This window comes from Ruminiclostridium herbifermentans (assembly GCF_005473905.2).
GTDB classification, from domain to species: domain Bacteria; phylum Bacillota; class Clostridia; order Acetivibrionales; family DSM-1351; genus Ruminiclostridium; species Ruminiclostridium herbifermentans.
Genome location: NZ_CP061336.1, coordinates 1810669 through 1833904, shown reverse-complemented (window position 1 = coordinate 1833904; position 23236 = coordinate 1810669). Strand labels below are relative to the sequence as shown.

20 protein-coding genes and 2 tRNA genes are annotated in these 23236 nt (G+C 32.8%); 6 read left to right on the top strand and 16 right to left on the bottom strand.

Features of this window, described 5'->3' with window-relative positions:
• Positions 1-15: 15 nt before the first annotated feature.
• Together EHE19_RS07690 and EHE19_RS07685 are read right to left on the bottom strand one after the other, a co-directional pair.
• On the bottom strand, positions 16-213 hold the full coding sequence (locus tag EHE19_RS07690) for a type II toxin-antitoxin system antitoxin (RefSeq protein WP_137696492.1): 198 nt from the start codon (positions 211-213) through the stop codon (positions 16-18).
• Positions 214-1056: 843 nt separating this feature from the next.
• Positions 1057-1929 carry an SPFH domain-containing protein gene (locus tag EHE19_RS07685; protein ID WP_137696493.1) on the bottom strand — a complete coding sequence of 291 codons (873 nt, stop codon included), beginning with the start codon at positions 1927-1929 and terminating at the stop codon, positions 1057-1059.
• 435 nt (positions 1930-2364) lie between these two features.
• Here EHE19_RS07685 and EHE19_RS07680 point away from each other — a divergent pair, with 435 nt between their 5' ends.
• The 4 genes from EHE19_RS07680 (at position 2365) to EHE19_RS07665 (ending at position 6030) form a co-directional block, all read left to right on the top strand.
• On the top strand, positions 2365-3099 hold the full coding sequence (locus EHE19_RS07680) for an ATP-binding protein (RefSeq protein WP_137696494.1): 735 nt from the start codon (positions 2365-2367) through the stop codon (positions 3097-3099).
• Positions 3100-3708: 609 nt separating this feature from the next.
• On the top strand, positions 3709-4476 hold the full coding sequence (locus tag EHE19_RS07675; protein ID WP_137696495.1) for a 5'-methylthioadenosine/adenosylhomocysteine nucleosidase: 768 nt from the start codon (positions 3709-3711) through the stop codon (positions 4474-4476).
• Positions 4477-4992: 516 nt separating this feature from the next.
• On the top strand, positions 4993-5436 hold the full coding sequence (locus EHE19_RS07670) for a cell wall hydrolase (protein ID WP_137696496.1): 444 nt from the start codon (positions 4993-4995) through the stop codon (positions 5434-5436).
• Positions 5437-5661: 225 nt separating this feature from the next.
• Positions 5662-6030: a hypothetical protein gene (locus EHE19_RS07665; protein WP_137696497.1), complete on the top strand. Its 369-nt coding sequence runs from the start codon at positions 5662-5664 to the stop codon at positions 6028-6030.
• A 496-nt stretch (positions 6031-6526) separates the two neighbouring features.
• Here EHE19_RS07665 and EHE19_RS07660 read toward each other — a convergent pair.
• The 11 genes from EHE19_RS07660 to ruvC all read right to left on the bottom strand — a co-directional run bounded on the left by EHE19_RS07660 (position 6527) and on the right by ruvC (position 17116).
• Positions 6527-6603: transfer RNA gene (locus EHE19_RS07660), tRNA-Arg, on the bottom strand.
• A gap of 3 nt (positions 6604-6606) precedes the next feature.
• Positions 6607-6680, bottom strand: a tRNA-Gly gene (locus EHE19_RS07655).
• A gap of 160 nt (positions 6681-6840) precedes the next feature.
• A complete protein-coding gene (locus EHE19_RS07650; RefSeq protein WP_137696498.1) occupies positions 6841-7317 on the bottom strand; it encodes a metallophosphoesterase in 477 nt (158 codons plus the stop codon).
• A 349-nt stretch (positions 7318-7666) separates the two neighbouring features.
• Positions 7667-8278, bottom strand: a complete 612-nt coding sequence (locus EHE19_RS07645; protein ID WP_137696499.1) for an XTP/dITP diphosphatase — start codon at positions 8276-8278, stop codon at positions 7667-7669.
• A gap of 50 nt (positions 8279-8328) precedes the next feature.
• The gene (gene rph / locus EHE19_RS07640; protein ID WP_137696500.1) at positions 8329-9045 is read right to left on the bottom strand and encodes a ribonuclease PH; all 717 of its coding nucleotides are present in this window, start codon (positions 9043-9045) and stop codon (positions 8329-8331) included.
• A 766-nt stretch (positions 9046-9811) separates the two neighbouring features.
• A complete protein-coding gene (locus EHE19_RS07635) occupies positions 9812-11002 on the bottom strand; it encodes a GerMN domain-containing protein (RefSeq protein WP_137696501.1) in 1191 nt (396 codons plus the stop codon).
• A gap of 119 nt (positions 11003-11121) precedes the next feature.
• The gene (locus tag EHE19_RS19725; protein ID WP_244648358.1) at positions 11122-12966 is read right to left on the bottom strand and encodes an N-acetylmuramoyl-L-alanine amidase; all 1845 of its coding nucleotides are present in this window, start codon (positions 12964-12966) and stop codon (positions 11122-11124) included.
• A 777-nt stretch (positions 12967-13743) separates the two neighbouring features.
• The gene (locus tag EHE19_RS07620) at positions 13744-14259 is read right to left on the bottom strand and encodes an epoxyqueuosine reductase QueH (RefSeq protein ID WP_137696502.1); all 516 of its coding nucleotides are present in this window, start codon (positions 14257-14259) and stop codon (positions 13744-13746) included.
• Between the two features lie 282 nt (positions 14260-14541).
• Positions 14542-15543, bottom strand: coding sequence for a Holliday junction branch migration DNA helicase RuvB (ruvB, locus tag EHE19_RS07615; protein WP_171003500.1), 1002 nt, complete (start codon positions 15541-15543; stop codon positions 14542-14544).
• Between the two features lie 436 nt (positions 15544-15979).
• Positions 15980-16588, bottom strand: coding sequence for a Holliday junction branch migration protein RuvA (gene ruvA, locus EHE19_RS07610; RefSeq protein WP_137696504.1), 609 nt, complete (start codon positions 16586-16588; stop codon positions 15980-15982).
• A gap of 27 nt (positions 16589-16615) precedes the next feature.
• Positions 16616-17116, bottom strand: a complete 501-nt coding sequence (gene ruvC, locus EHE19_RS07605; protein WP_137696505.1) for a crossover junction endodeoxyribonuclease RuvC — start codon at positions 17114-17116, stop codon at positions 16616-16618.
• A gap of 646 nt (positions 17117-17762) precedes the next feature.
• Here ruvC and EHE19_RS07600 point away from each other — a divergent pair.
• A complete protein-coding gene (locus EHE19_RS07600) occupies positions 17763-18977 on the top strand; it encodes an argininosuccinate synthase (protein ID WP_137696506.1) in 1215 nt (404 codons plus the stop codon).
• A 390-nt stretch (positions 18978-19367) separates the two neighbouring features.
• Positions 19368-20747 (top strand): argininosuccinate lyase, encoded by a 1380-nt coding sequence (gene argH, locus EHE19_RS07595; protein WP_137696507.1) that lies wholly within the window; start codon positions 19368-19370, stop codon positions 20745-20747.
• A gap of 279 nt (positions 20748-21026) precedes the next feature.
• On the opposite strand, the gene EHE19_RS07590 is transcribed toward argH, so the two are convergent.
• The 3 genes from EHE19_RS07590 to EHE19_RS07580 form a co-directional block, all read right to left on the bottom strand.
• Positions 21027-21233 carry a hypothetical protein gene (locus EHE19_RS07590; RefSeq protein ID WP_137696508.1) on the bottom strand — a complete coding sequence of 69 codons (207 nt, stop codon included), beginning with the start codon at positions 21231-21233 and terminating at the stop codon, positions 21027-21029.
• Between the two features lie 27 nt (positions 21234-21260).
• A complete protein-coding gene (locus tag EHE19_RS07585; RefSeq protein WP_137696509.1) occupies positions 21261-21572 on the bottom strand; it encodes a hypothetical protein in 312 nt (103 codons plus the stop codon).
• Between the two features lie 407 nt (positions 21573-21979).
• Positions 21980-23179 carry a polysaccharide deacetylase family protein gene (locus EHE19_RS07580; RefSeq protein ID WP_137696510.1) on the bottom strand — a complete coding sequence of 400 codons (1200 nt, stop codon included), beginning with the start codon at positions 23177-23179 and terminating at the stop codon, positions 21980-21982.
• Positions 23180-23236: the final 57 nt, after the last annotated feature.

Below are 23236 nucleotides of genomic sequence, written 5' to 3'. Positions count from 1 at the left end.
TTTCATGTTTCTATTTCATGTTTCTATTTCATCATTGTTTTTTCTATCCATATCTGTTGATTTAGAACGAACAGAATTTCTTTTTCTTAGTGCTTCGCTTAGTATATACTCAATCTGGCCATTTACAGAACGGAATTCGTCATCAGCCCACTTTGAGATTTCCTCCCACATTCTAGGACTCAACCTAAGCAATATCGACTTTTTTTCTGGCATACTAACCTCCACGCAAACTTAGACATAACATATATTGTAGCTATCGTGGAGGTACGCAAAACATGTATTAGTTCTTTAAACCTTCTGACTGCTAACCTCCACGCATACTTAGACATAACATATATTGTAGCTATCGTGGAGGTACGCAAAACATGTATTAGTTCTTTAAACCTTCTGACTGCTAACCTCCACGTCAACTCTAAGCATAAAATAAATAATAACTGCTCGTGTATACTCGCAACTCAATCCCAAAAGGCACATGTTTGTTGTACAAATACTACTCTCTGCAAAAACCACTTCGTGGTTTTTGAGGCTCGAAAAGGCACCATGTTTGCACAAACTTTATTTTCGAGCTGCTAACCCTCCACACCAACCATAGACATAAAATAAATAACAACATCTCGTGTATACTCGCAACTCAATCCCAAAAGGCACATGTTTGTTGTACAAATACTACTCTTTGCAAAAACCACATAGTGGCTTTTGGGGCTCGAAAAGGCACCATGTTTGCACAAACTTTATTTTCGAGCTGCTAACCCTCCACGTCAACTCTAAGCATAAAATAAATAACAACATCTCGTGTATATTCGCAACTCAATCCCAAAAGCACATGTTTGTTGTACACAAATGCCACTCTCTGCAAAAACCACTTCGTGGTTTTTGAGGCTCGAAAAGGCACCATGTTTGCACAAACTTTATTTTCGAGCTGCTAACCCTCCACGCCAACCATAGACACCAAAAGGCACATATTTATTTTACAAATTCAACACTCTGCAAAAAACACTTCGTGGTTTTTGAGGCTTGAAAAAGCACTATGTTCGTACAAACTTCTTTTTCAAGCTTTTAGTTGTGTAAAGTTCCAGTATTAATTATAGGTTGAGTGCTTCTTTCTCCACATAACACAACTAGTAAATTGCTAACCATAGCAGCCTTTCTTTCTTCATCAAGTTCTACGATTGATTCTTCGTTTAGTTTGTTTAATGCCATTTGTACCATACCAACTGCACCTTCAACAATCTTTTGCCTAGCTGCTATTATCGCTGCTGCCTGTTGTCTTTGAAGCATTGCCGCTGCAATTTCAGGAGCATACGCTAAATGTGAAATTCTTGCCTCTTCAACTATAACTCCTGCTTTACCAAGTCTCTGCTGTAATTCATTTTTTAAAGCTTCTGACACTTCATCAGAACTGCCTCTTAATGATAATGTCTGAGAATTCTCGTCATCAACATCATAAGGATACATGCCTGCTAAGTGCCTTAAAGCTGATTCACTCTGTACATTGACATAATCAACATAGTTATCTACATCAAAGCATGCCTCAGCAGTATTTTCAACCCTCCAAACAATTACAGCAGCAATCTCTATTGGATTACCCATCTCATCATTAACCTTTATCTTTTCGCCATTAACATTTCTAGATCTAAGAGATATCTTTTTCTTTGTATAAAAAGGATTTGCCCAATGCCACCCTGCTTCCTTTTCTGTTCCTACATATTTTCCAAATAAAATTAACACCATTGCTTCATTAGGTTGAATAGTAAAAAATCCAGGTAATATAAAGATAAATATAAAAAACATCAAACTACCTACTATTAAAAATAGTCCGCTATCAGAGTATAAACCTAATACAAAAACACCGACACTTAGAATTAAAATTGCAAATGAGATAAGTAGCATTAACCCACCTGACATGGTTTTTCTTACTATTTCCTTCATAGACAATCCCTCCAATATAAATTTATATACATTTGATATAATTATGATATCATTTTCATATTAATATTGTCAATATTTACATCTACCTCCGGCAGTACCTTATCCTTACTAATTCATGTATTTGTTTTGCTGAAAAACCCTTTATATATCTACCAGCCTGCAGACTTTTTATTAGTAAACTTCGTTATCAATTAAACTTATGCAACCAACTGTTTCACAAGTATGACAAATTGTATCCACAGCTACAAAATATTATTATTTTATATATTATAATAAACTCATAAGTTAACCAATAATTAAGCTTGAGAAATTCAAAAAAATCATAATTTAATTTTAATCACAATTACTAAAGAACTTTCACCGTATAGCAATAAATAAAATCAACAATGTTATTTAAAATATCTATTTGAACTTATGTTCATCAAGGAGGTAAATATGAAAAGAAAAATAATCAATATAAATGAAGAGAAATGTAATGGCTGCGGTCTATGTATAAATGCATGCCATGAGGGAGCACTTATACTTGAGAATGGTAAAGCGAAACTAATATCAGATAGTTATTGTGATGGTCTTGGTGATTGCCTGCCACAATGTCCCACAAATGCTATTACAATTGAGGAACGTGAGGCAGAAGCATATGATGAGGAACTAGTTAAAGAAAACTTGAAAAAGAAAGCCAATTCTCAAAATCAAGCCTCTGCACATCCTTCAATACACAGTGGTTGTCCTGGCTCAAGAGCAATGTCCATCAAAAAAAGTACAGATAGCATTACACAAGAACAGGCACAAGTTCAGCCTCTCACCTCTGAACTGCAGCAATGGCCTTGCCAAATAAAGCTAGTGCCTGTTAATGCACCTTACTTTGACAACTGTGACCTGCTAATTGCAGCAGATTGCACAGCATATGCCTATGCAAATATTCATAAGGATTTTATGAAAAACAGAATAACTTTGATAGGTTGCCCCAAGCTTGACGATGGTGATTACTCCCAAAAACTTGCTGCGATACTTTCAAATAACAATATAAATAGCGTTAAAATTTTAAGAATGGAAGTCCCATGCTGCGGTGGTATTGTAAATGCAGTGAAAACTGCTCTTATTCAATCAGGTAAAATGATTCCTTGGAGTATAGTTGTTATCGGTACAAATGGAGAAGTATTGCAAAGCTAATGGTTACTATTTATTTTATAGCATTCAGCAAATAAAATCTGTATAAATGTAACATTAATTCTATATAAACAATTAAAATAGTGTTACTATTCACCCGAGACAGGATGCCTTGGAAATACTGTCAGCGGAAATGCTTGTTCTTCACCGCAATTGTTTCAGCGCCAATTGCGGGAGCAAGCCATTGATATATTGCATGGGAGTACTATATTAGCGGTCTACTGCTGATATATGTTATTTCCCATTTTAGCAGCTACTAGCATACTATGAACAATGGATGGTGAATGTAGGGCACTCATAATCTAATCAAATTAATAAGCTCAATAGTATCAAAATATTTTTATATAATTTAAAATATTAACTGTATTACTAGCTTATATTGATATTTAGTATTATAATAGGTCTGTAGACATAAATGTCTAATAGACCTATTTTTTTACATAAGACTAAAAAGTAAATAAGTATAAATTTATTTAATTTTAGTAAAACTGCACTATGTTTTTATTAATTTAACTTATGCAATCATAAAGTAAGCCTAAACTTCTTTGTGACGAGTTTTATTAAATGTTCAATTATTATTTTATACCCTGAAACAAATGTTGGAGGTTAAAAATGTTAATAGGTATAAGTGGTGCAATGCAAGAGGAAATACAATTCTTGTCAGAAAGTATGAAGATTTCAGAAACAAAAACAATTGGAATGAGAGAATTTTATATCGGTGAGTTATTTGGTAAGGATGTGGTTTTAGTATTTTCCCGATACGGAAAGGTTGCAGCCGCCTCAACTGTAACTACACTAATTGAGGTTTTTAAAGTTGATTTAGTTGTATTCACCGGAGTGGCTGGAGGGGCGGAAAAAACCTTGAATATAGGCGACATTGTCATTGCTGATAAGTTGGTGCAGCATGACATGGACGCTAGTGCTCTACCGGGTTTTAGGAAGTTTGAGATACCATTACTAGGTATAGAGGCCTTTGAAGTTCCTGAGAAAATAATAACACTCGCTAAACAATCTGCTCTTCATTACATATCTGAGAATATGAAAGCTGACGTTTCCAAATCTGATTTAGAAGAGTTCAATATTACAACTCCTAATGTTGTAGTTGGTACTGTTGCAAGCGGTGACATTTTCGTAGCAGATAGTCAAAAGGTACAAAGCCTAAGAAACGAAATTCAGAATTTAATGTGTATTGAAATGGAAGGCGCCGCTGTCGCACAAGTTTGCTATGAACACAATGTTGATTTTATTGTTTTTCGAGTAATATCTGACAAGGCAGATGAAGAAGCAACTATTAATTTCCCTAAATTTAAAAAAAATGCAGCAAGTCATTTTACTAGTGGTATCATAAAGAGGTTCATAAAGTCAGTTACTCTGGATTGAAAGGCTTGATAAAGCTATTGATATATAAATTTATTTTTGAGTATTTATTGAGTTAAAGCTTCGAACCATAGTTGGCTTAACAAACCAAATATGTTCCTTTTGAAAAACAAGTTGAATAAATATATCGCTATACAATTGATTAATCAGCAAAGACAAAGGAGTACAGCAGTTACAGCGTACTCCTTATTAAATTAAGCCTGCATTAATGTTAAAATCACCAACCAAGTTATAGTTTGATAAACAACATATTCTTTGCAGTAAAAAGTTTTACCAACAAGTCCATGGTGTTATTCCTCCCCTACTATTCATTAATATATATTTAAAACCACAGTTTAAGGCACATAACAATAATTTCAGAAGCAATGAAAAACTCTAGTTAATAATAATTCTATTGAAGCTTAATTTAGATTAACATAATTTTATAATAATGTAACAATATTATTTAGCATCTAATATACTGCTATTAGAAATATTACACTACGGTTTTATTCAATTTTCCATTAAAGGTGATTGAGAATGGCATATACAGTTAGAGAATTATTTGCAAGATTGATACAATGTGAAGCCGAAGGAGAAGGTGATGACGGCATGAGAGCAGTGGCGTCTGTTGTCATGAACAGAGTTACTGTTCCATATGGCGAATTTTTTAGATTGCTTCATGGTGATGTGCGAAAAGCAATATATCAAATTAATCAGTTTACATGCTGCAAAGAAGTAGTAGCAAATGCTTATAACCCACAAAATATTTATAATATGAATCCACAGCAAATACATTATGACATTGCTGATTGGGCTTTAGCTGGGAACACTCTTGGTGCAGTTGCTAATTCTCTTTGGTACTATAACCCATATAGTCCTAAATGTGCAACTTATTTCCCACCTGGAGGTACTGGTATTATTTTCACCAGAATAAATAAACACTGCTTCTATGTACCTACAGAAAAGTATGCAAAAACATAAAAACTAAATATATGAAAATAAAGCTTTCTCAGTTATATAAATACTAGTTAACTCCTGATGAAATGTAAGTAAATTTACATAGAATATTATCACCTTGAAATTAGGTATTAACTTTTAATATAAAGTTAAGGCTGATAATTTAATTATTTATATTGTTATAAGAATATTGAAAATAATAGCAAATTGAATTTAGATAGATTGAATTAAGAAAGGAAGTTTAGTATTATGAAAAATTATTTTATTCCATACTATAATACCACCGACTGCTATCCAAAAGAACGTATTGACCCAAACAACCCTGTTCCCGAAGAATTGATACCTTCTTCAGACCTCAACCAATTAACACCTATAACACCAACTAGCGAACCACAGGCTATAACACTTGAGAGCACAGAATATCTGAACGGTTACTTACGTACAAAAATTGGGCGAAAAGTCAGAGTAGAGTTTTTAATTGGAACAGGAACATTAGTAGATAAATTTGGAGAACTAGTCAGTGTTGGTGCAAATTATATTACTATTAGGCAAGCTGAAACAGGTAATCTTGTAGCATGTGACTTTTATACAATAAAATTTATATCTTTTTATAGTTAAAATTATAACCTTGTAAGGCATTTATATTAAATACTTAATAAAGACATTACCCTTTATATCATACACAAACCATGATACTCACCTCCACTTAGAAAATTCGCTTGGCTCAGTTTTTCAGAGCAAACCGAATTTTCTTTGTTAACAAGGTGTCTGAAATGCATCTATAAGTGGAACCTCTTTTCTCTTTAAGTAGTTCTTCTTCTGATACAATAACATACAATAATAGTTTTAAGCACATTTTCATAATTTTCATATAGATGTAGGAAACCTGATAATTTCAGACATAGAATTCCACATAGCTTATAAGAAAAAAACCAAATAGATTGTTAAAGCTACCGCCCCTAAATAATAACTTTCAGTTTACCGTTCTATCCGAGCTATTGACCTAGAACTAATTTCATGGAATTTATATAAGGAGCAACTTAAATTAGAAAGCAGTACATTGCCTACATATACAAAAAAGCACTAGACAACAATCTTTGTTATCTAATGCTTTTGGCGTGCCAATAGGGATTCGAACCCCAGACCCACGCCTTAGAAGGGCGTTGCTCTATCCAGCTGAGCTATTGGCACATATGGAGCGGGTAGAGGGAATCGAACCCTCGCAATCAGCTTGGAAGGCTGATGTTCTACCATTGAACTACACCCGCATCTGTTGCTTATCATCAGCGTTTGAAGTGTATCGCCAGCTGACTTTTAATATTATAAAGGACATGTTATACTTTGTCAACATTTTTTCAAAATTTTTTTATTTTTTATTTACAATCTCTAAAACCCGCTTAAATCAAGCTTTACAAGACATAATTTTATTTAAAAATAAAGAATATCAGAAAAAATTTTATTTTTATTGATATCCAAAATAGCATATGACTCTGAAAAACGGCTTCTTGATTGCGTTATACTTCCAGGATTTAACAGAAGTATATTATCAATTTTTTCAATAGTTGCTACATGGGTATGTCCAAACAAGACTAGCTTTGCATTTTCAGCTTTAGCGCGTTCTAGTATACGTTTGTAATTCAATTTAACAGAATAATTATGTCCATGGGTAATGAAAATTATATTATTTTCTATCTCAAGAACTTTTTCGGTACTGATATCCTTATTTCCATCACAATTTCCACTTACAAATTCAAATCTAATATTTGGATACAATTCACTTAATCGAACTGCATCTTTATAATAGTCTCCAAGATGTATTATAATTTCAACGTCAGGATTTAATCCTATTGCTATTCTCGCATTTGAAATATATCCGTGAGAATCACTAATTACAAGTGCTTTCATTTAGCCCCTTCCCCCATAGCTAAAATTCAAATTATTCATTTCTATTAATCATTAAATATAGCTTATTTAATTCTCCCTTCTTATACCCATGGTCTATAAGCGGAAGTGACATATTAATGGTTTCCAAATAATCAAATGAACATAAATTAGTAATTTACTAGAACTAGCAATTACTTCTTATTAGCTTCTTATTAGCTTTTTTAAGCATTCACACTCACCATTCAAAGCTGCTTTAACCGACATGCATTAAGCATTCCTGCAAATAATTTAAACTTGCTGAATCTATATAAATATAGCCATCTAAAATACAACTATAAACATATCAAGAATCTATATTCTATTGTCTGCTTTAGAAGCAGTTAGTATCGGGTAAATACTCTTTGATTTTTTCAGCCATTTTGTTCAAAGCCTTTGCTCGATGACTTATTTTATTCTTTATATCTGTGTCTAATTGAGCCATGGTTTTGTCATATTCTGGTACATAAAAAATGGGATCATATCCAAAACCATTATTGCCTTTACACTCAAAATCTATAAAGCCCTCACAAGTATCACGTACAACAAAAGCTTTTCCATCAGGAAATACAACAGCTATGGCACAAACAAATCTAGCAGTTCTTTTTTCAAAAGGTACACCCTCTAACATGCCTAAAAGCTTTTGATTTTTATCATCGTCAGTAGCCTCGGGGTCTCCAAACCTAGCTGAATATATTCCTGGAGCACCATCAAGAAAATCCACTTCAAGCCCTGAATCATCGGCTATAACTATCTTATTTGATATTTTGCATATCTCTTGAGCCTTCTTCATGGAATTTTCTTCAAATGTAGTACCATCTTCTTCAACATCAATATCTATTCCAATATCACCAATTGAAACTACTTCAAAAGACATATCAGCTAAAACTTTTTTTATTTCAGATATCTTCCCCTGATTCTTTGTAGCAACAACCAATACATTCATTCTTTTTCTCCCCTAATCAAATTTAATTCCTTAAATAGAAAGTAAATTAGTTATTTTAATACTTCCTTTTGTAGCTGAATCAGCTTATCTATACCTGATTGCGCTAAATTCAGCAATCCATCTAATTGCTTTTTACTAAAACTGCTTTTTTCACCTGTTGCTTGAATTTCAATAAACTCACCTTTGTCAGACATAATTACATTCATATCCACCTCTGCATTACTATCCTCGGTATAGCATAGGTCTAACATTTCTTTACCGTTTACTACCCCAACACTTGTGGCAGCAACAAACCCCTTAACAGGCATTTTAGAAATTAATCTATTATTTTTCAGCATTCTGCACGCATCCACCAATGCAACATAGCTTCCAGTAATTGAAGCCGTTCTAGTTCCTCCGTCTGCTTGAATTACATCACAATCAATAGTAATAGTTCTCTCGCCTAAGAGTTTTAAATCTACAACTGTTCGCAGCGATCTGCCTATTAAACGCTGAATTTCCTGACTTCTGCCATTTAGTTTAAGCTTTGATATATCTCTCGCATTTCTTACACCTGTTGCTCTAGGAAGCATAGCATATTCAGCTGTAACCCATCCCTCTCCTGAATCCTTTTTGAAGGGCGGAACTCTTTCTTCAACCGAAGCAGTACAAATAACCTTTGTATCTCCTACTTCAATTAGAACTGATCCCTCAGCATGTTTTATATAATTTCTTGTAATTTTCACAGGTCTTAATTGTCCATTCTCTCTTCCGTCTTGTCTTAACATATTTCCTCCAAATCAAGTATAAATAATATTTAATTTTTAATTAATCAACATTTAAATCACTGCATATAAATCAGGCTGCATATGCAGCAGTTCGTATTATTGAACCACATTTGTGAGATTGGCTCCTTCGCAGCAAACACAACTATTTATAATGTAATTACACATTTTTTATAAATTTTAAAATACAAATAGCATAAAAAAATTTAATCTCTGGTATTCCCAGATAAAAAGAACCAGAGTCAAAAATGACTGTAGTTGATACAAATCATTTTTGACTCTATTAATAATACATTAATTCTTTACAAAAATCACCTATATTTATTAATTTGGAATCTAATTAAATCAAATTTGTATGAATTTGTTGAAGAACAGTTAATTCTACTATGGTCTGTTGCAAAACAAGAAATAATGTATATCAATAATTAACTGCTTAAATAGTACTCACATGCAATATATATCTATTGCTTGCTCACGAAATTAACGCTGAAATAATTGCGGTGAAAAGTATCGATATACAGAAAATCTTGTTTTGCAACAGCCCTGCGTAACAAATATCTTGTAAGTGACCCATTTAGATAAGTTTGTACGGGAGTACCAGTAAGCTAGTACCTTATATTTACCTGCAAAGTTCACAGAATTATTAGCCTAACTCGTTTGCTGATTTTTTTGAAATGAATTTTACAGGCAAACTACTTAATTACTTATGCTGGTACGCGAGTATAACTTAGATAAATGGGGTACTGGGTTAATTACATTTGTATGAAATTTATTTGTCTATTACCTTATTTATAGTACCGGGTAAAATTTTAGCTACTGCAACCTCAGTACCTTCTGGTAAAGTGTTTTCCTTTCCATCTATCAATATTTTTACTTTATTAGCTCCTTTTAATTGGCTTACAGTATAATATATCTGATTTAATAAGCTTTGTTCCTTCTCTGATCCTCCATAATTGCTTATCTGAGAAGAAAAATCCAATGTCACCAACCCATTTCGTTCGTCATATGAAAGCAGCTTAGTTCCTTCTGGGAATGATGTAAAATATTTAGATTCACTTGGTGTTTTTGCAAGTTCAGAAAACATCATTAATGGAATTTGATTAGCCTCTGATTTTTCAATTTGCTTTGAGACTGGCACTAGATAATTTAACTCTTTATTACCATAGACCATATAATATAAATCGCATTTTACGCAACCATCTTTAAGTTCGGTTTCATCCGTATTAATAAAAGTATTCTGTCTGTTGGAAATTTCGGGTAAATCAGTGCCGTTAACAAGCCTATCAAGTGTTTTTCCTTCAACTCTTATTTCAACATTTGAAATTGTTTTAAATCCTGTTAAAGTATATACAACGGAGGAAATTATCATTTGCTCATCAGATTTACTTGCAGAATTAAGAAATTCCTTCGAAAAGTCTATAATAGCATTTCCATTTTTAATGCTCAGACCTCTTATAGTTGTACCCTTTGGCAATACAGGATACAAGCCATAATAAGCCAGCTGTTCCCTTGTTACTGCTTGATCCACTAAACCGTTTATTGCCGCCTTCGCTAAGCCTTCTTGCTTTGTTACTTTTCTAGTAACAGGTACAAGCAGGCCTTCTTTAGTTCTATAATAAAGTGTTATCAATACACTTTCTTTATTATTTGAATCACTGATAACACCTTTTCCTGTCCCATTCTCTACAAAAGTCTCTGTATCTATTGATTCACTAGAAATACCGCTTGCTGCTCCACTAGCCATTAATGCATTATCACTAGTCGAATTTGCAGCTGTAGTATTATTGCTATTTTGTGCTGATTCATTAATTACAAAGGCATTTGCCGCCGAATTTTCATCCTTGTCTGTCTGTATAGCATCAGGAATAATTTTATCTGAATCCTTCGGATTCTTTCCTATAAATGAACATCCTGTAATCATCAGCATAACTACTAGCATAATGCTAATTGTTCTTTTCATTATTTAGTCCTCCTTATTTTTGAAAAAATTTCCATAAAATAATTATAGACCAAATTTATACATTTTATTATTTCCCAAGAGTAATTGCTATCAAATAAAAAACTTTAACTATGCTGTCTTTATTGATTGGCTTTTTTCTCTAGTTCAATTTTCTCTAAAGCCTTAATTACTGCATCACATAAAGCTTGCGCAGTTTTTTGCTGAAAAGCCTCACTTTTTAAGTTCTTTAAATCAGTGGGATTAGTTAAAAACCCTATTTCGCAAAGGGCAGCTGGCATTTTTGTATATTTTAATACAACAAGATTTGGCCTTTCAACGGTTTTCCTATTAACTGTTTTCAACTTATTAATTAACGAATCTTGTAGCAATTTTGCAAATTTCTCGCCTGTAAATGAGGTATCCCCAGCCCTTTCAGGATAATATAGTGTTTCTGTTCCACTTACTTTACTATTGTCAATAGAATTATTATGTATACTTAAAAACAGTGTTGCATTTAAGGCATTTGCAATATATGGTCTATCATATAAGCCAACAAATGTGTCATCTTGACGAATCATATACGTTTTAATATTCTTAGCCTCAAGAAGTTCTTCCAACTTTAATGCTATAGCAAGGTTTAAATCTTTTTCATATGTAGTACCTTTACAAGCACCAGGGTCAACACCACCATGACCAGCATCAATAACAACTATTATTTCATCATCTTTTGCAGGCGTTAACAAGTTTATTTCAGATTGATTCAGTTTTTCATTAAAAGAAATGAAAAATTTGAACTCCTTTTTTGTATTAATGACTATATGAGTGTCTCTTGTTTCTTTATCTCTTTTAATTTCAACGGTACTAACCCGTGAATCATCTATGTTAAAAACTTCTTCCTTAAGAAAAATTTTAGAACTTGCAGGCAAAATTATTGTGTATTGTTCTGCATCATAGCTTTCTGTAAAGTAATTTGTAATAGTAGAACCAACACTTGCAAGTTGTATTCCCTTTAATGAGAAATAGACTCTATCGTATTTATTTATATATGATAGTTCAGCCTTCTTAGGTGCAAGTAAATTTATTTCAGTCACATTTGATTTTTCATTATAGGATATGTAAAAATTAACCTCTGTTTTTATATTAAACACTATATGAGTAGCTTTTGTTTCCTCATCCTCTTTTATTTCAACAGAACTCACCAATGAATCGTCAATGTTAAGAACTTCTTGCTTTATGAAAACACCTGACCTTTCAGGTATAATAATTGAATATCTGCCGTTTTCCATATCATATGCTTCTGAAAAATTGTTACCAGAACCAAGGCTTAATAAATTAATATCCTTTAATAAATAGTAAGCTTTATTTTTATCATTAACATAAGTTAATACGGTATGTATTTGCTCTTGGTCACTTACAGCTGTTTCCTCATTTGCATTTTCATTGCTTGTGTTGGGCTCCTGTGATACTGAATTGTTTGTGCTGTCCTTAATGCTTGTACCATCGTCAGCACTAGAGTTTCCTTTAGTATCTGAGCCGCCTGTAATGACTGTATTTTTTGTACTAATATAAACTGTTCTATTTGCAGAATTCCAGCTAATATCAGCACCAAAGGCTTCAGCTACATACTTTGCTGGTACATAGGTTCTGCCATCCTTTAACAAAGCAGTAGTATCCATCTGCTTTAATTTACCATTTAATGTGTAATATGCATCATTTATAAAAAGTACTAATGTGGTGTCTCCTAATTTAAAGGTTGCTTTCTGCTCTTGACCGTCCCAAGCTACAGTGGCTCCCAATTCTTCAGCAATAAATTTAGCAGGTGTTTGAGTCCTATTATTTGAATCAAGAAATGGCTGTGCATCAGGAAATTTGATTGTTATATCATTAACTATTACACTTATTGGCTGCTGCTGACCAAATGTAACTGTTGTAAAAACTGTAAAGAGACTTAAAATCAATATAAAGTGTATTAGTATTTTTTTCATATGTACTGTCCTCCTAAAAATAGTCGTATTATTCAAGGTTTCTATTGAAAAGGCTTGACTAATACTTTATCCTATGTAAAATATTGTGCTATATATTTTTGAACCCTTAAAGGTAAAATTATAGTACTAGTTATGATATATAGTTTAAGTATACTATTTTATTTAGAAAAATAGAAAACGAAATTAGAGTTTTAAAAAAAATGTAACATTTGTGTAAAAGTAATTTGATAAATTAACGAAAAACCGACAAACTTTGAATATACTATTAACTAAAAACGGAATGTGTGCGGCGTTTAAAACGCTAAGATAGTTCATTACTGGCTCATTTACTTTACTTCAAAAAGTTATTTTTCAATTTATTTGGCTCAATTTGCTGATGTTCAGCCATATCAAGGTTAAATAACTGCATGAATTTGCATGTAAAAAAAGCTTTCTTTTCAATATCCCTATAAAAAAAGAATTAAAAATATCTGAAATATAAAAAATTGTCTGGAGTATTTTAGTGTACACATTCAAGCTCAGAAATAAAAGTAATTTCGAAACACACTTATTTATAAATACATAAAAAATTCCTATATTAATACAATAAATATGGCAGGAAACCATTGATAGGCCTCCCGCAACAATAAAATTTCTATATTGGAAAGTTAATTATTTATTGCTTATCAACAATCACATCCGCAATCAGAGGTTTCAGCCAGCGGTCAGATTATTATTTATTATTCAACAACAATATACATCCACAATCCGAGTTTTCGGTCAGCAGTAACATTAATGTTATTTATTGTTCAACGACAATATACATCCACAATACTTTTGGCGATACAGTCCCATATCTCTTGCCATTTGCTGTCCTTGTCTGAAGCCTGGTCTAAAATCCCTATATACAAATTGCACACCATATTTCTTTGCATAATATTCACCAAGTTCTTTTATTAAATCGTGTTTTTGATATGGACTAACCAAAAGAGTTGTAGTAAATGCATCATAACCTTTTTCCGCTGCATACCTTGCAGCTTTTTCTAATCGTAAGGAATAGCATTTATGGCATCTGTCCTCTCCAATATCCTTCATTGCTTCCCACTCATCCTGCCTAAATTCATCATCGTATGCTACTGGTATATTTGTTATACTGCTGAGTTTTTCTACATTTTCTTTTCTTCTAGTATGTTCTTCGATTGGATGAATATTAGGATTATAATATAAACCTTGAATTTCAAAGTTCTCTTTCAACAACTCCTGTATAGGAAATGTGGAACATGGTCCACAACACATATGCAATATAAGTTTCATTTAATGCTAGTCCTTTCCCAATAAAATTAATCATTTTTCTTTAATTAATAATACTATATAAAATAATAGTACTAGCTTACTGTTACTTCCGTACAAACTTATTCTAAATAGGCTATTCACAAGATATTTACCTTATTTGTACTCGCGTACCAGTATAACAACAAACAATTTACCTGCAAACATAGTTCAAAAAATGCAAGGTTTATAAAATAATTCGCACAACACATTGCTGTAATATTATAATTCAAAGATAAATTGGAATAATAAAAAATCTTATTATATCTATTCCTCCCCAAAAGGCAGTCCAAAATGCTCATATGCATGCCTTGTAGCCATTCTCCCTCTAGGTGTCTTATTAATATAACCCAGTTGTATAAGAAAAGGCTCATATACATCCTCTATTGTTCCTGGGTCCTCTCCAATAGAAGCTGCAAGAGTATCAAGTCCTACAGGTCCCCCACTAAATTTTGTTATTATACTCAAAAGCATATTTCTATCTACGCCATCAAGACCAATTTCATCAACCTCAAGGGCATCAAGGGCATGTTTTGCAACCTTTAAATCTATTATCCCTTTTCCAATAACTTGCGCAAAATCACGAACCCTTTTCAATAGCCTGTTTGCAATTCTAGGCGTTCCTCTTGACCTTCTTGCAATTTCATAAGCACCATCTTCATCTAATTCTATGTTAAGTATTCCTGCAGAACGCTTTACAATATGCTTAAGTTCATCGGCAGTATACATTTCAAGCTTATTAATAACGCCAAATCTATCCCTGAGCGGGGCAGTAAGTAGTCCAGCTCTGGTAGTAGCACCTATTAATGTAAATTTAGGAAGGTCAATTCTAATAGAACGAGCACTTGGTCCCTTACCTATGATTATGTCCAAGGCATAGTCTTCCATAGCCGGATATAAAATTTCTTCTACACTCCTGTTAAGGCGATGAATTTCATCAATAAAAAGTACATCATGGGTGCTTAAATTTGTTAGTATTGCAGCCAAATCCCCTGCTTTTTCAATTGCTGGTCCCGATGTAATTCTAAGGTTTACGCCCATTTCAGATGAAATTATACTGGCAAGTGTAGTCTTTCCCAATCCAGGAGGTCCATATAGTAAAACGTGATCCAAAGCTTCATTTCTTCTTTTAGCAGCCTCAATAAATACATTCAGATTACTCTTCACCTTGGATTGTCCTATATATTCGTCAAGCTTTTTTGGTCTTAAACTCACTTCATCAATATCTTCAGAATGTGTTTCTCTATTTACTAGTCTTTCATCTTCCATATTAACCTCCATGTTTATCCCCAGCTTACTATATTGTCGCATATAATAATGACTTCAATATATATAACTATAGATGGATACTGATTTTGCTATTTGGTAAATTCTAAAATTATATCCATTGAGCATGCTTTTATACATGTAATTTATCTAAACAAACTTTTCAAAGAAAGCCGAACTTACTAGAGTTTATAAATCTTTTGTTACTATGTAAACTAGCTTATGCTATATAATTATCTGACTTAATAGTTAGTAAGGTCTCCTGCACCTATAAATTCAACTGCAAAATTAGAATAAAATAAGTATTAATTAATTTAAATTCTGTTCTTTTTTCTTTTATACAAAAAGTACAGTTGGGTATAGTACATCTCTATTGTATTTTACAGCAAAACAACAGGACTTTATCTTAAGGACAGCCCTTAGATCCGAATGATAAAGCTTATTTCATTGAAAGTGACTTAAGTGCCTTCGTTATAATTTCCTCTACGCTCATTCCCTCTGTGTATACGTTATTAACTGACTTTGAAGCTTCAAAGGAATTGTATCCTAACACCATAAGTGCGCTCACCGCCTCAGTTAATGCACAGTCACCTTCATTTTGTTCATTTATTGTCGAACAGCCAAAAGTATTATTTGTAAGCTGCTCTTTAGATATTTTATCTTTAAGTTCCAGGATAATTCTTTGAGCTACCTTTGCTCCAACTCCCTGAGCTTTTGTTAAAGATTTTATATCCTGTGAAACAACTGCAAGAGCAAATTTGGATGGTGAAAGTGTTGATATTAATGAAATAGCAGCCTTTGGCCCAACTCCTGATACAGATATCAGCATTTCAAACATACCCAGTTCTTCCACAGTGTGAAAGCCATATAAAACTGCTAAGTCTTCTCTTACATAGTAATGAGTATGTATTTTGACCTGTGTTCCAATCTGTCCTACACTGTTTATAGTAGATAATGCGGTAAAAATCCTATATCCTATTCCACCTGCTTCTACAATTATACTGCTACTAGACTTATCTTCCAAAGTTCCCTTTATATATGCAAACATTTTACACTCTCCAATATATTGTTTGGTCTAAAATTTATTATATCCTAAAATAGTTCCCATCCTATGGGAATTTCCATGGCATATTGCAATTGCCAAAGCATCAGCAACATCATCCGGTTTGGGAATAGCATTTAAGTTCAATATAGCTTTTACCATTTGCTGTATCTGTACTTTTTCAGCTCTGCCATACCCTACAACCGACTGCTTTACCTGCAAAGGAGTATATTCATATATATCAACACCTGCTTTTGCAGCAGCAAGTACCGCCACTCCTCTGCCATGTCCAACATTAAGGGCAGTTTTTATATTCTTATTAAAAAACAATTCTTCTATGGCAATGGCCTCTGGTTTAAATTTCTCAATCAATTCCTCCAACTGATTATATAGCACTAAAAGCCTTTGTGAAAGCTTCATGGATGCCTCTGTTGTAATTGCTCCATAATCCAAAACCGAAAATTTGTTCCCTTCATATTTTACAACACCATAGCCTGTAATTGCAAATCCAGGGTCTATCCCCATTATTATCATTAGTAACCCCCATGCTTTCTATTATTCAAAGTTTTATAGTTCACTTAACCTTGTAAGTTAAAAATCAAATATTTAATTTTAATAATAATCAAATGAATAAATCAAATAAAAAATTCATTTCTTTGACTGGATATAAAATTCAACCAAAATTAACTTGCACATTATAACATTTTTAGTCACTATTCAGTCAATGACAAATTATATTTTTTTGGCTATTCAACTATAAAATGAAAAGCTGAATAATGGCATCCTATATGCTGCTTTTCTTGTCAAAAAGCCATTAGTATACTTAATCGCGGCTTAGCTTTCCATTCAAATGTTAGATAAAAAATATTTATTACAAAACAGACCATTAATAAATTAAACATCCAAAGACTGAGTGTATTCTATTTATGAGGCTGAATAGAAATACTTATAATTTTAATATTATTGTATAAATATAAAATCATATTGAATATTTATGCAATACATTGTATAATCATTGTTGTAAATTTATTATTTGGTAAAAACTTAATTTATCAGGGAGTTTTCTTCCCTTCTAATTAAGAATTCATTTATAATATATTTTAGCATAATTTTATAGTATTGTTTTTTAATTTTAAATATTTAGTTGTTGCTGAATTTTTCAGCTGAAAGGATGGTAAATATGAGCAAAGAAAAGGTTTTATTAGCTTATTCAGGTGGACTTGACACCTCAATTATTATTCCATGGTTAAAAGAAAACTATGATTATGAAGTAATCGCTATGGCTGGTGACGTTGGACAAGGCGCTGAATTAGAGCCATTAAACGAGAAAGCAATAAAAACAGGTGCTTCCAAGATTTATATAGAGGATTTAAGAGAAGAGTTTATAACTGACTTTATATATCCTACATTAAAAGCTGGTGCAATATATGAAGGAAAATATCTATTAGGTACTTCCTTTGCTAGACCTATCATTGCAAAGAGAATGGTTGAGATTGCATTGAACGAAGGTTGTACTGCAATTTGCCATGGCTGTACTGGTAAAGGTAATGACCAAGTTAGATTTGAGTTAACTGTTAAAGCTTTAGCTCCTCATCTTAAAATAATAGCACCTTGGAGAATTTGGGACATTAAGTCAAGAGAAGAAGAAATAGATTATGCTAAGGCAAGAAATATTCCTGTTCCAGTTACTAAAGAAGATAACTATAGTATGGACAAGAATCTATGGCACTTAAGCCATGAGGGTATGGATTTAGAAGATCCTTGGAATGAACCACAATATGATAAAATATTACAGCTAATGGTTTCACCTGAAAAAGCTCCTGATGTACCAACATATGTTGAGATCTATTTCGAAAAAGGTATTCCTAAGAAAGTAAACGGTGTAGAGTACAGTCCAATTGAATTAATGAATGTACTAAACAAGGTTGCAGGAGAAAACGGAGTTGGTATAGCTGATATAGTTGAAAACAGACTTGTTGGTATGAAATCAAGAGGTGTTTATGAGACTCCAGGCGGAACAGTTCTTTATGCTGCACACAGAGAATTAGAATTGCTTTGCTTAGACAGAGACACTATTCACTACAAGGATTTGGTAGCTCAGAGATTTGCTGAATTAGTATACTTCGGACAGTGGTTTACTCCTCTTCGTGAATCATTATCAGCATTTGTTGATAAAACACAGGAGACAGTGACAGGTACAGTTAGAATGAAACTCTACAAAGGTAACTGTATGCCTGCAGGTGCTAAGTCTGAATACTCCTTGTACAGTGAAGAAATTGCTACCTTTGATAAGGATGAAGTTTACAACCAAAAGGATTCTGAAGGCTTTATTAATCTCTTTGGTCTTCCGATAAAAGTTAGAGCTCAAATGCTACAAGGTAAGGATATAAAATAATTAGTATAGTGCTCCATACAAAATGGCAAAAACTCTTGCGCTTTTTTATAAGCAATAAAATGCATGGGTTCGTGAAAAGATTCTTTTTGAGCTTTTGTATCCATTATTAGGACAAATTATTTAAACATTAATGAACTTGTATGGGACAATCCTAAATGGGTTGTCCCTTTATTAAAATTGAAATATTATTAATTCATCAAATATTTGAGTAACCCACTTAGATAAGTTAGTACGGAAGTATAAGTAATCCATTACTGTGCTTTTACTCTGCAAGGCTTGTAAATAAATAGCCAACGTGTTAGATTAAGTTTTTGTATTAGCTAATGTAAGAATGGGAAAGTTAAACTAACTAAAAAATACTATTGTTATTTTTGGTAGATGGAGGTAAATATGAAACTTTGGGGCGGTAGATTTGAAAAAGGAACTGATAAGCTAGTAGATGACTTCAACTCCTCTATTAGATTTGACTCACGAATGTACAAGCATGATATATTGGGAAGTATCGCCCATGCAAATATGCTTGGCAAATGCGGAATTATTTCTACTGAGGAAAGTACCCTAATTCAAAATACACTTAAAGCTATTTTAAGTGATATTGAAGCCGGAAAAATTGAGTTTGAAATTGATGCAGAAGATATTCACATGAATATTGAAAAGATACTTATTTCCAGAATTGGAGATACAGGAAAGAAACTCCATACTGGAAGAAGCAGAAATGACCAGGTTGCCCTTGATATAAGAATGTATTTAAAGGACGAAATTAATATCATTAAAGACATGCTTGTTAATCTTGAAAATACTATTATAAAAATATCAGAAGATAATTTAGACACTATCCTGCCAGGATATACTCACTTACAGAGAGCACAGCCTATAACCTTTGCTCATCATATGATGGCTTATTTTGAAATGTTCAAACGTGATATTGGGAGATTGAGTGATTGTTATTCAAGAATGAATGTACTCCCACTTGGTTCAGGAGCTTTAGCTGGTACAACATACCCTCTTGACAGGTATATGGTTGCAAATGAGCTTGGATTTAATGATGTTACACAAAATAGTCTTGATGGTGTAAGTGATAGAGATTTTGCTATTGAATTGCTCTCATGCCTTTCAATTCTTATGATGCATATGAGCAGACTTAGTGAGGAAATAATTCTCTGGTCATCCCATGAGTTTGGCTTTGTTGAACTGGATGATGCTTATAGTACAGGCAGCAGTATTATGCCTCAAAAGAAAAACCCTGATGTAGCTGAACTTGCCCGTGGTAAAACAGGACGTGTATATGGAAGCCTTATGACTATGCTTACAGTTATGAAGTCCCTTCCATTGGCTTATAACAAGGATATGCAAGAGGATAAAGAAGCTATATTTGATGCAGTGGATACCGTTAAAATGTGTTTGCCTGTTTTTTCAAATATGCTTGCCACTATGAAGCTTCGTAAAACAAATATGTACAAGGCAGCCCAAGGCGGCTTTACAAACGCTACAGATATTGCCGATTATCTTGTAAAAAAGGGTATTCCTTTTAGAAGCGCCCATGAAATTATAGGTAAAATGGTGCTTTACTGTATTGAAAATAACAAAGCTATTGATGATATGAGTATGGAAGAGTTTAAAGGTTTCTCTGAAAAGATTGAGGATGATGTTTATACTGAAATCAGTCTTGAAAAGTGTGTTGCAGGAAGAAAGCTTCCAGGTGGTCCTGCTGGCGAAACTGTACTAAAGGCTATAGAAAATGCAAAAATGTTCATTAGTTCGTTAAGCTAAAATAACTACGAAAAAACGTATTGTTTCCTGTATTTTAATATAACCCACCTTTGATTGATAATATCAAAAAGTGGGTTATATTAATTATTGGCAACTACAATTTTAAGACTCCCAATTGTATCTCGCAATAAGGGAGTCTATTAATCTCTTTTATGTTAATTAAAATAACCATTGGTAATTCTCCAACAGATTCTTATGTGTCAAGTTTGAGCATAAAAAAATAGGCAATAGGCATAGTTTTAATAAATATATCTTTAATTGCTATAAAAATAATACCATCTATAAATTACCATCAAATTGATGCTGCTTTATATTATGAGAAAGACATTGTATACCTATATTAAGGACTATGCTTTTTGAACTCATTTCAACAATAATATTTGAAGTAGTAATACCTATTTCATTTAGATGACTTTGGATATCGCTCTTAATGCTTTCTAGCAACGCTCTATCTCTTACCTCTATAGTCTCTTGATTCAAAAGCATTATATACCTCCCATAAAAATATTTGCATCAGTGAACCTTCGCTTTTTTTTCTAACGCCTTGCCCAAGCTAAACCATGAATCCCTCAATTTAAATCTCATCTCTTCATCAAGGGTTCTCTCGATAATATCATTCAGGCTCTTTCTGGCTTCAATGTAATCCTTAATCACAAATTCTTCTTTAGACATTATTTCCTCTATATACTTAATCCATTCCTTAAGAAGATCAATACCAACATATTCTGTAGCTGCCTTCCTTTTGATGTGATATACTACCTGCTTAATTGCTTTTCGCTTCACATCAACATCAGTTTGAATCTTATTGCTTCGCTTCTGGCTCATAAATTATAATCTCTCCCCTTTTAACATCATATAAATTAGCCTCTATGCCCATTTTCAGCCCAAAACAATAAAACTTTTTATTAAATAAAAAGTTCTGCTTTTTAAATAATTTTTAAATTGTGAAATGTGATTTAGAATTTGATTTTTAATTTCCAGTTCGTTTACTTTATTATAAAGTATTACCAGTATTTTTGCAAATGATATTATTTTTTCACATAACTTATGAAAAGCAAAAGGATGTCTTCTGACAGATAACCCGTCTGAACAACATCCTTAAAAAGTCTATTTAACTAAGCTAAGTATAAGTCTTTATCACTGTTTTCAAATATTTCACAAAGTAATATAGAAAATCTTCTCCACTATATTATTATTTTGTATCAATAACATTCGGCAATTATTTAATACGTCTAATACGTCACCAACTGTTTTCCATTTAGCCTTGCCATATCAACGTTCTCTTTTTTTTGTTGCGGTACAGTGACAGTGTTAGCATCTCCATCACTTACGTACTGTGAATTGCCCTTGCTCAATGCATCAAGCCACCATGCCAAATCACAATCAACCTTGGTTATACCTGTGGCTCTTACTCTAGGAATAGCCAGTGGATCAAATTTAACTGAAACTGGTGACGGTGATGGATTTGCACCAACCAGCATAATTGCAGAGTGCTTGTATTCGGTACCTTCATAATTTCCCTGAATGACGTATTCCTTTAAATTCTTTGATGCACTGCCAAAGGGAAGTGAAAAAGAATTAAAAGCATATCCAGGTACATATTCATTCATAAGCTTTTGGTTGCCTCCAACCTCTTCAAGCATCTTTTGAACAGTTTTAACACTTGGTAACGATACATGTGTTTTTGTATGATTTCCAATTTCAAATCCTTTGTCAATGAGATACTTTAGTCTATCTGACATTGTTCCAGCACCTTTGAAAGTAGTTTTAACACCTAAATTAACAAAGAATGTGCCATTTAGTCCAAAGTCAGGGTGCTTCTTATAAAATGCCTCCATTATACCAACAGCTGACTTGGGATTAGCAATAAGAGTTCCATCTTTTTCAACTAAATTAAACTCTCCTGCTGTTCCATCATCAAACGTAAAAACAATAGGTATGCAGCCCGCAGGAACATTAATATTATTGTTCAGCATATCTGTAAGACTAATCAGTCTATACTTTCTATCATATAAATCCTGAAGAAGTTTTTCGAACTCTGAAAATGTGGTTGTATACTCCTTATCTCCACTTTGGTATTCTTCAACAAAGTTGTGGAACATGACAACCATAATTTGACCACTTTCATCTGGCTTAATGCTGCTGTAGTCAATGATGTTGGCTTGCTGAGTGTTGTCAGTTGTTACTGTTTTATTATCAGTGTCGCCATTAGCCTCATTTCTAGTATTACTGTCATCACTGCTATCAGTACTTTCAACGATACTGTCAGAAGAAAGTGCATCCATTTGCTCCTGACTCTGAGTTAAGCTAGAAGCTTCACCTAAAACAGTATTTTCAGCATTATTAATTTCTTTGTTTGTATACAAATTATTAGTGCAGCCAGAAACAAGAGCAGCTATCAAAATTAATATTAGTAATGTATATTTTTTCATCTTTATCTCCAAATATTATCTTGTATTATAGTTCAGCAAATTAACATTAGTCCATAC

Bases quoted from the DNA above. Each gene is read 5' to 3' on its own strand.
- EHE19_RS07685 (WP_137696493.1), bottom strand. From the start codon at position 1,929: ATGAAGGAAATAGTAAGAAAAACCATGTCAGGTGGGTTAATGCTACTT.
- EHE19_RS07635 (WP_137696501.1), bottom strand. From the start codon at position 11,002: ATGAAAAGAACAATTAGCATTATGCTAGTAGTTATGCTGATGATTACA.
- EHE19_RS07590 (WP_137696508.1), bottom strand. From the start codon at position 21,233: ATGCTTTTGAATCAAGAGACTATAGAGGTAAGAGATAGAGCGTTGCTA.
- EHE19_RS07620 (WP_137696502.1), bottom strand. From the start codon at position 14,259: ATGAAACTTATATTGCATATGTGTTGTGGACCATGTTCCACATTTCCT.
- EHE19_RS07580 (WP_137696510.1), bottom strand. From the start codon at position 23,179: ATGAAAAAATATACATTACTAATATTAATTTTGATAGCTGCTCTTGTT.
- EHE19_RS07680 (WP_137696494.1), top strand. From the start codon at position 2,365: ATGAAAAGAAAAATAATCAATATAAATGAAGAGAAATGTAATGGCTGC.
- EHE19_RS07670 (WP_137696496.1), top strand. From the start codon at position 4,993: ATGGCATATACAGTTAGAGAATTATTTGCAAGATTGATACAATGTGAA.
- argH (WP_137696507.1), top strand. From the start codon at position 19,368: ATGAAACTTTGGGGCGGTAGATTTGAAAAAGGAACTGATAAGCTAGTA.
- EHE19_RS07650 (WP_137696498.1), bottom strand. From the start codon at position 7,317: ATGAAAGCACTTGTAATTAGTGATTCTCACGGATATATTTCAAATGCG.
- EHE19_RS07665 (WP_137696497.1), top strand. From the start codon at position 5,662: ATGAAAAATTATTTTATTCCATACTATAATACCACCGACTGCTATCCA.
- EHE19_RS19725 (WP_244648358.1), bottom strand. From the start codon at position 12,966: ATGAAAAAAATACTAATACACTTTATATTGATTTTAAGTCTCTTTACA.
- EHE19_RS07675 (WP_137696495.1), top strand. From the start codon at position 3,709: ATGTTAATAGGTATAAGTGGTGCAATGCAAGAGGAAATACAATTCTTG.
- ruvA (WP_137696504.1), bottom strand. From the start codon at position 16,588: ATGTTTGCATATATAAAGGGAACTTTGGAAGATAAGTCTAGTAGCAGT.
- ruvB (WP_171003500.1), bottom strand. From the start codon at position 15,543: ATGGAAGATGAAAGACTAGTAAATAGAGAAACACATTCTGAAGATATT.
- EHE19_RS07690 (WP_137696492.1), bottom strand. From the start codon at position 213: ATGCCAGAAAAAAAGTCGATATTGCTTAGGTTGAGTCCTAGAATGTGG.
- EHE19_RS07645 (WP_137696499.1), bottom strand. From the start codon at position 8,278: ATGAATGTATTGGTTGTTGCTACAAAGAATCAGGGGAAGATATCTGAA.
- ruvC (WP_137696505.1), bottom strand. From the start codon at position 17,116: ATGATAATAATGGGGATAGACCCTGGATTTGCAATTACAGGCTATGGT.
- EHE19_RS07600 (WP_137696506.1), top strand. From the start codon at position 17,763: ATGAGCAAAGAAAAGGTTTTATTAGCTTATTCAGGTGGACTTGACACC.
- rph (WP_137696500.1), bottom strand. From the start codon at position 9,045: ATGTTAAGACAAGACGGAAGAGAGAATGGACAATTAAGACCTGTGAAA.
- EHE19_RS07585 (WP_137696509.1), bottom strand. From the start codon at position 21,572: ATGAGCCAGAAGCGAAGCAATAAGATTCAAACTGATGTTGATGTGAAG.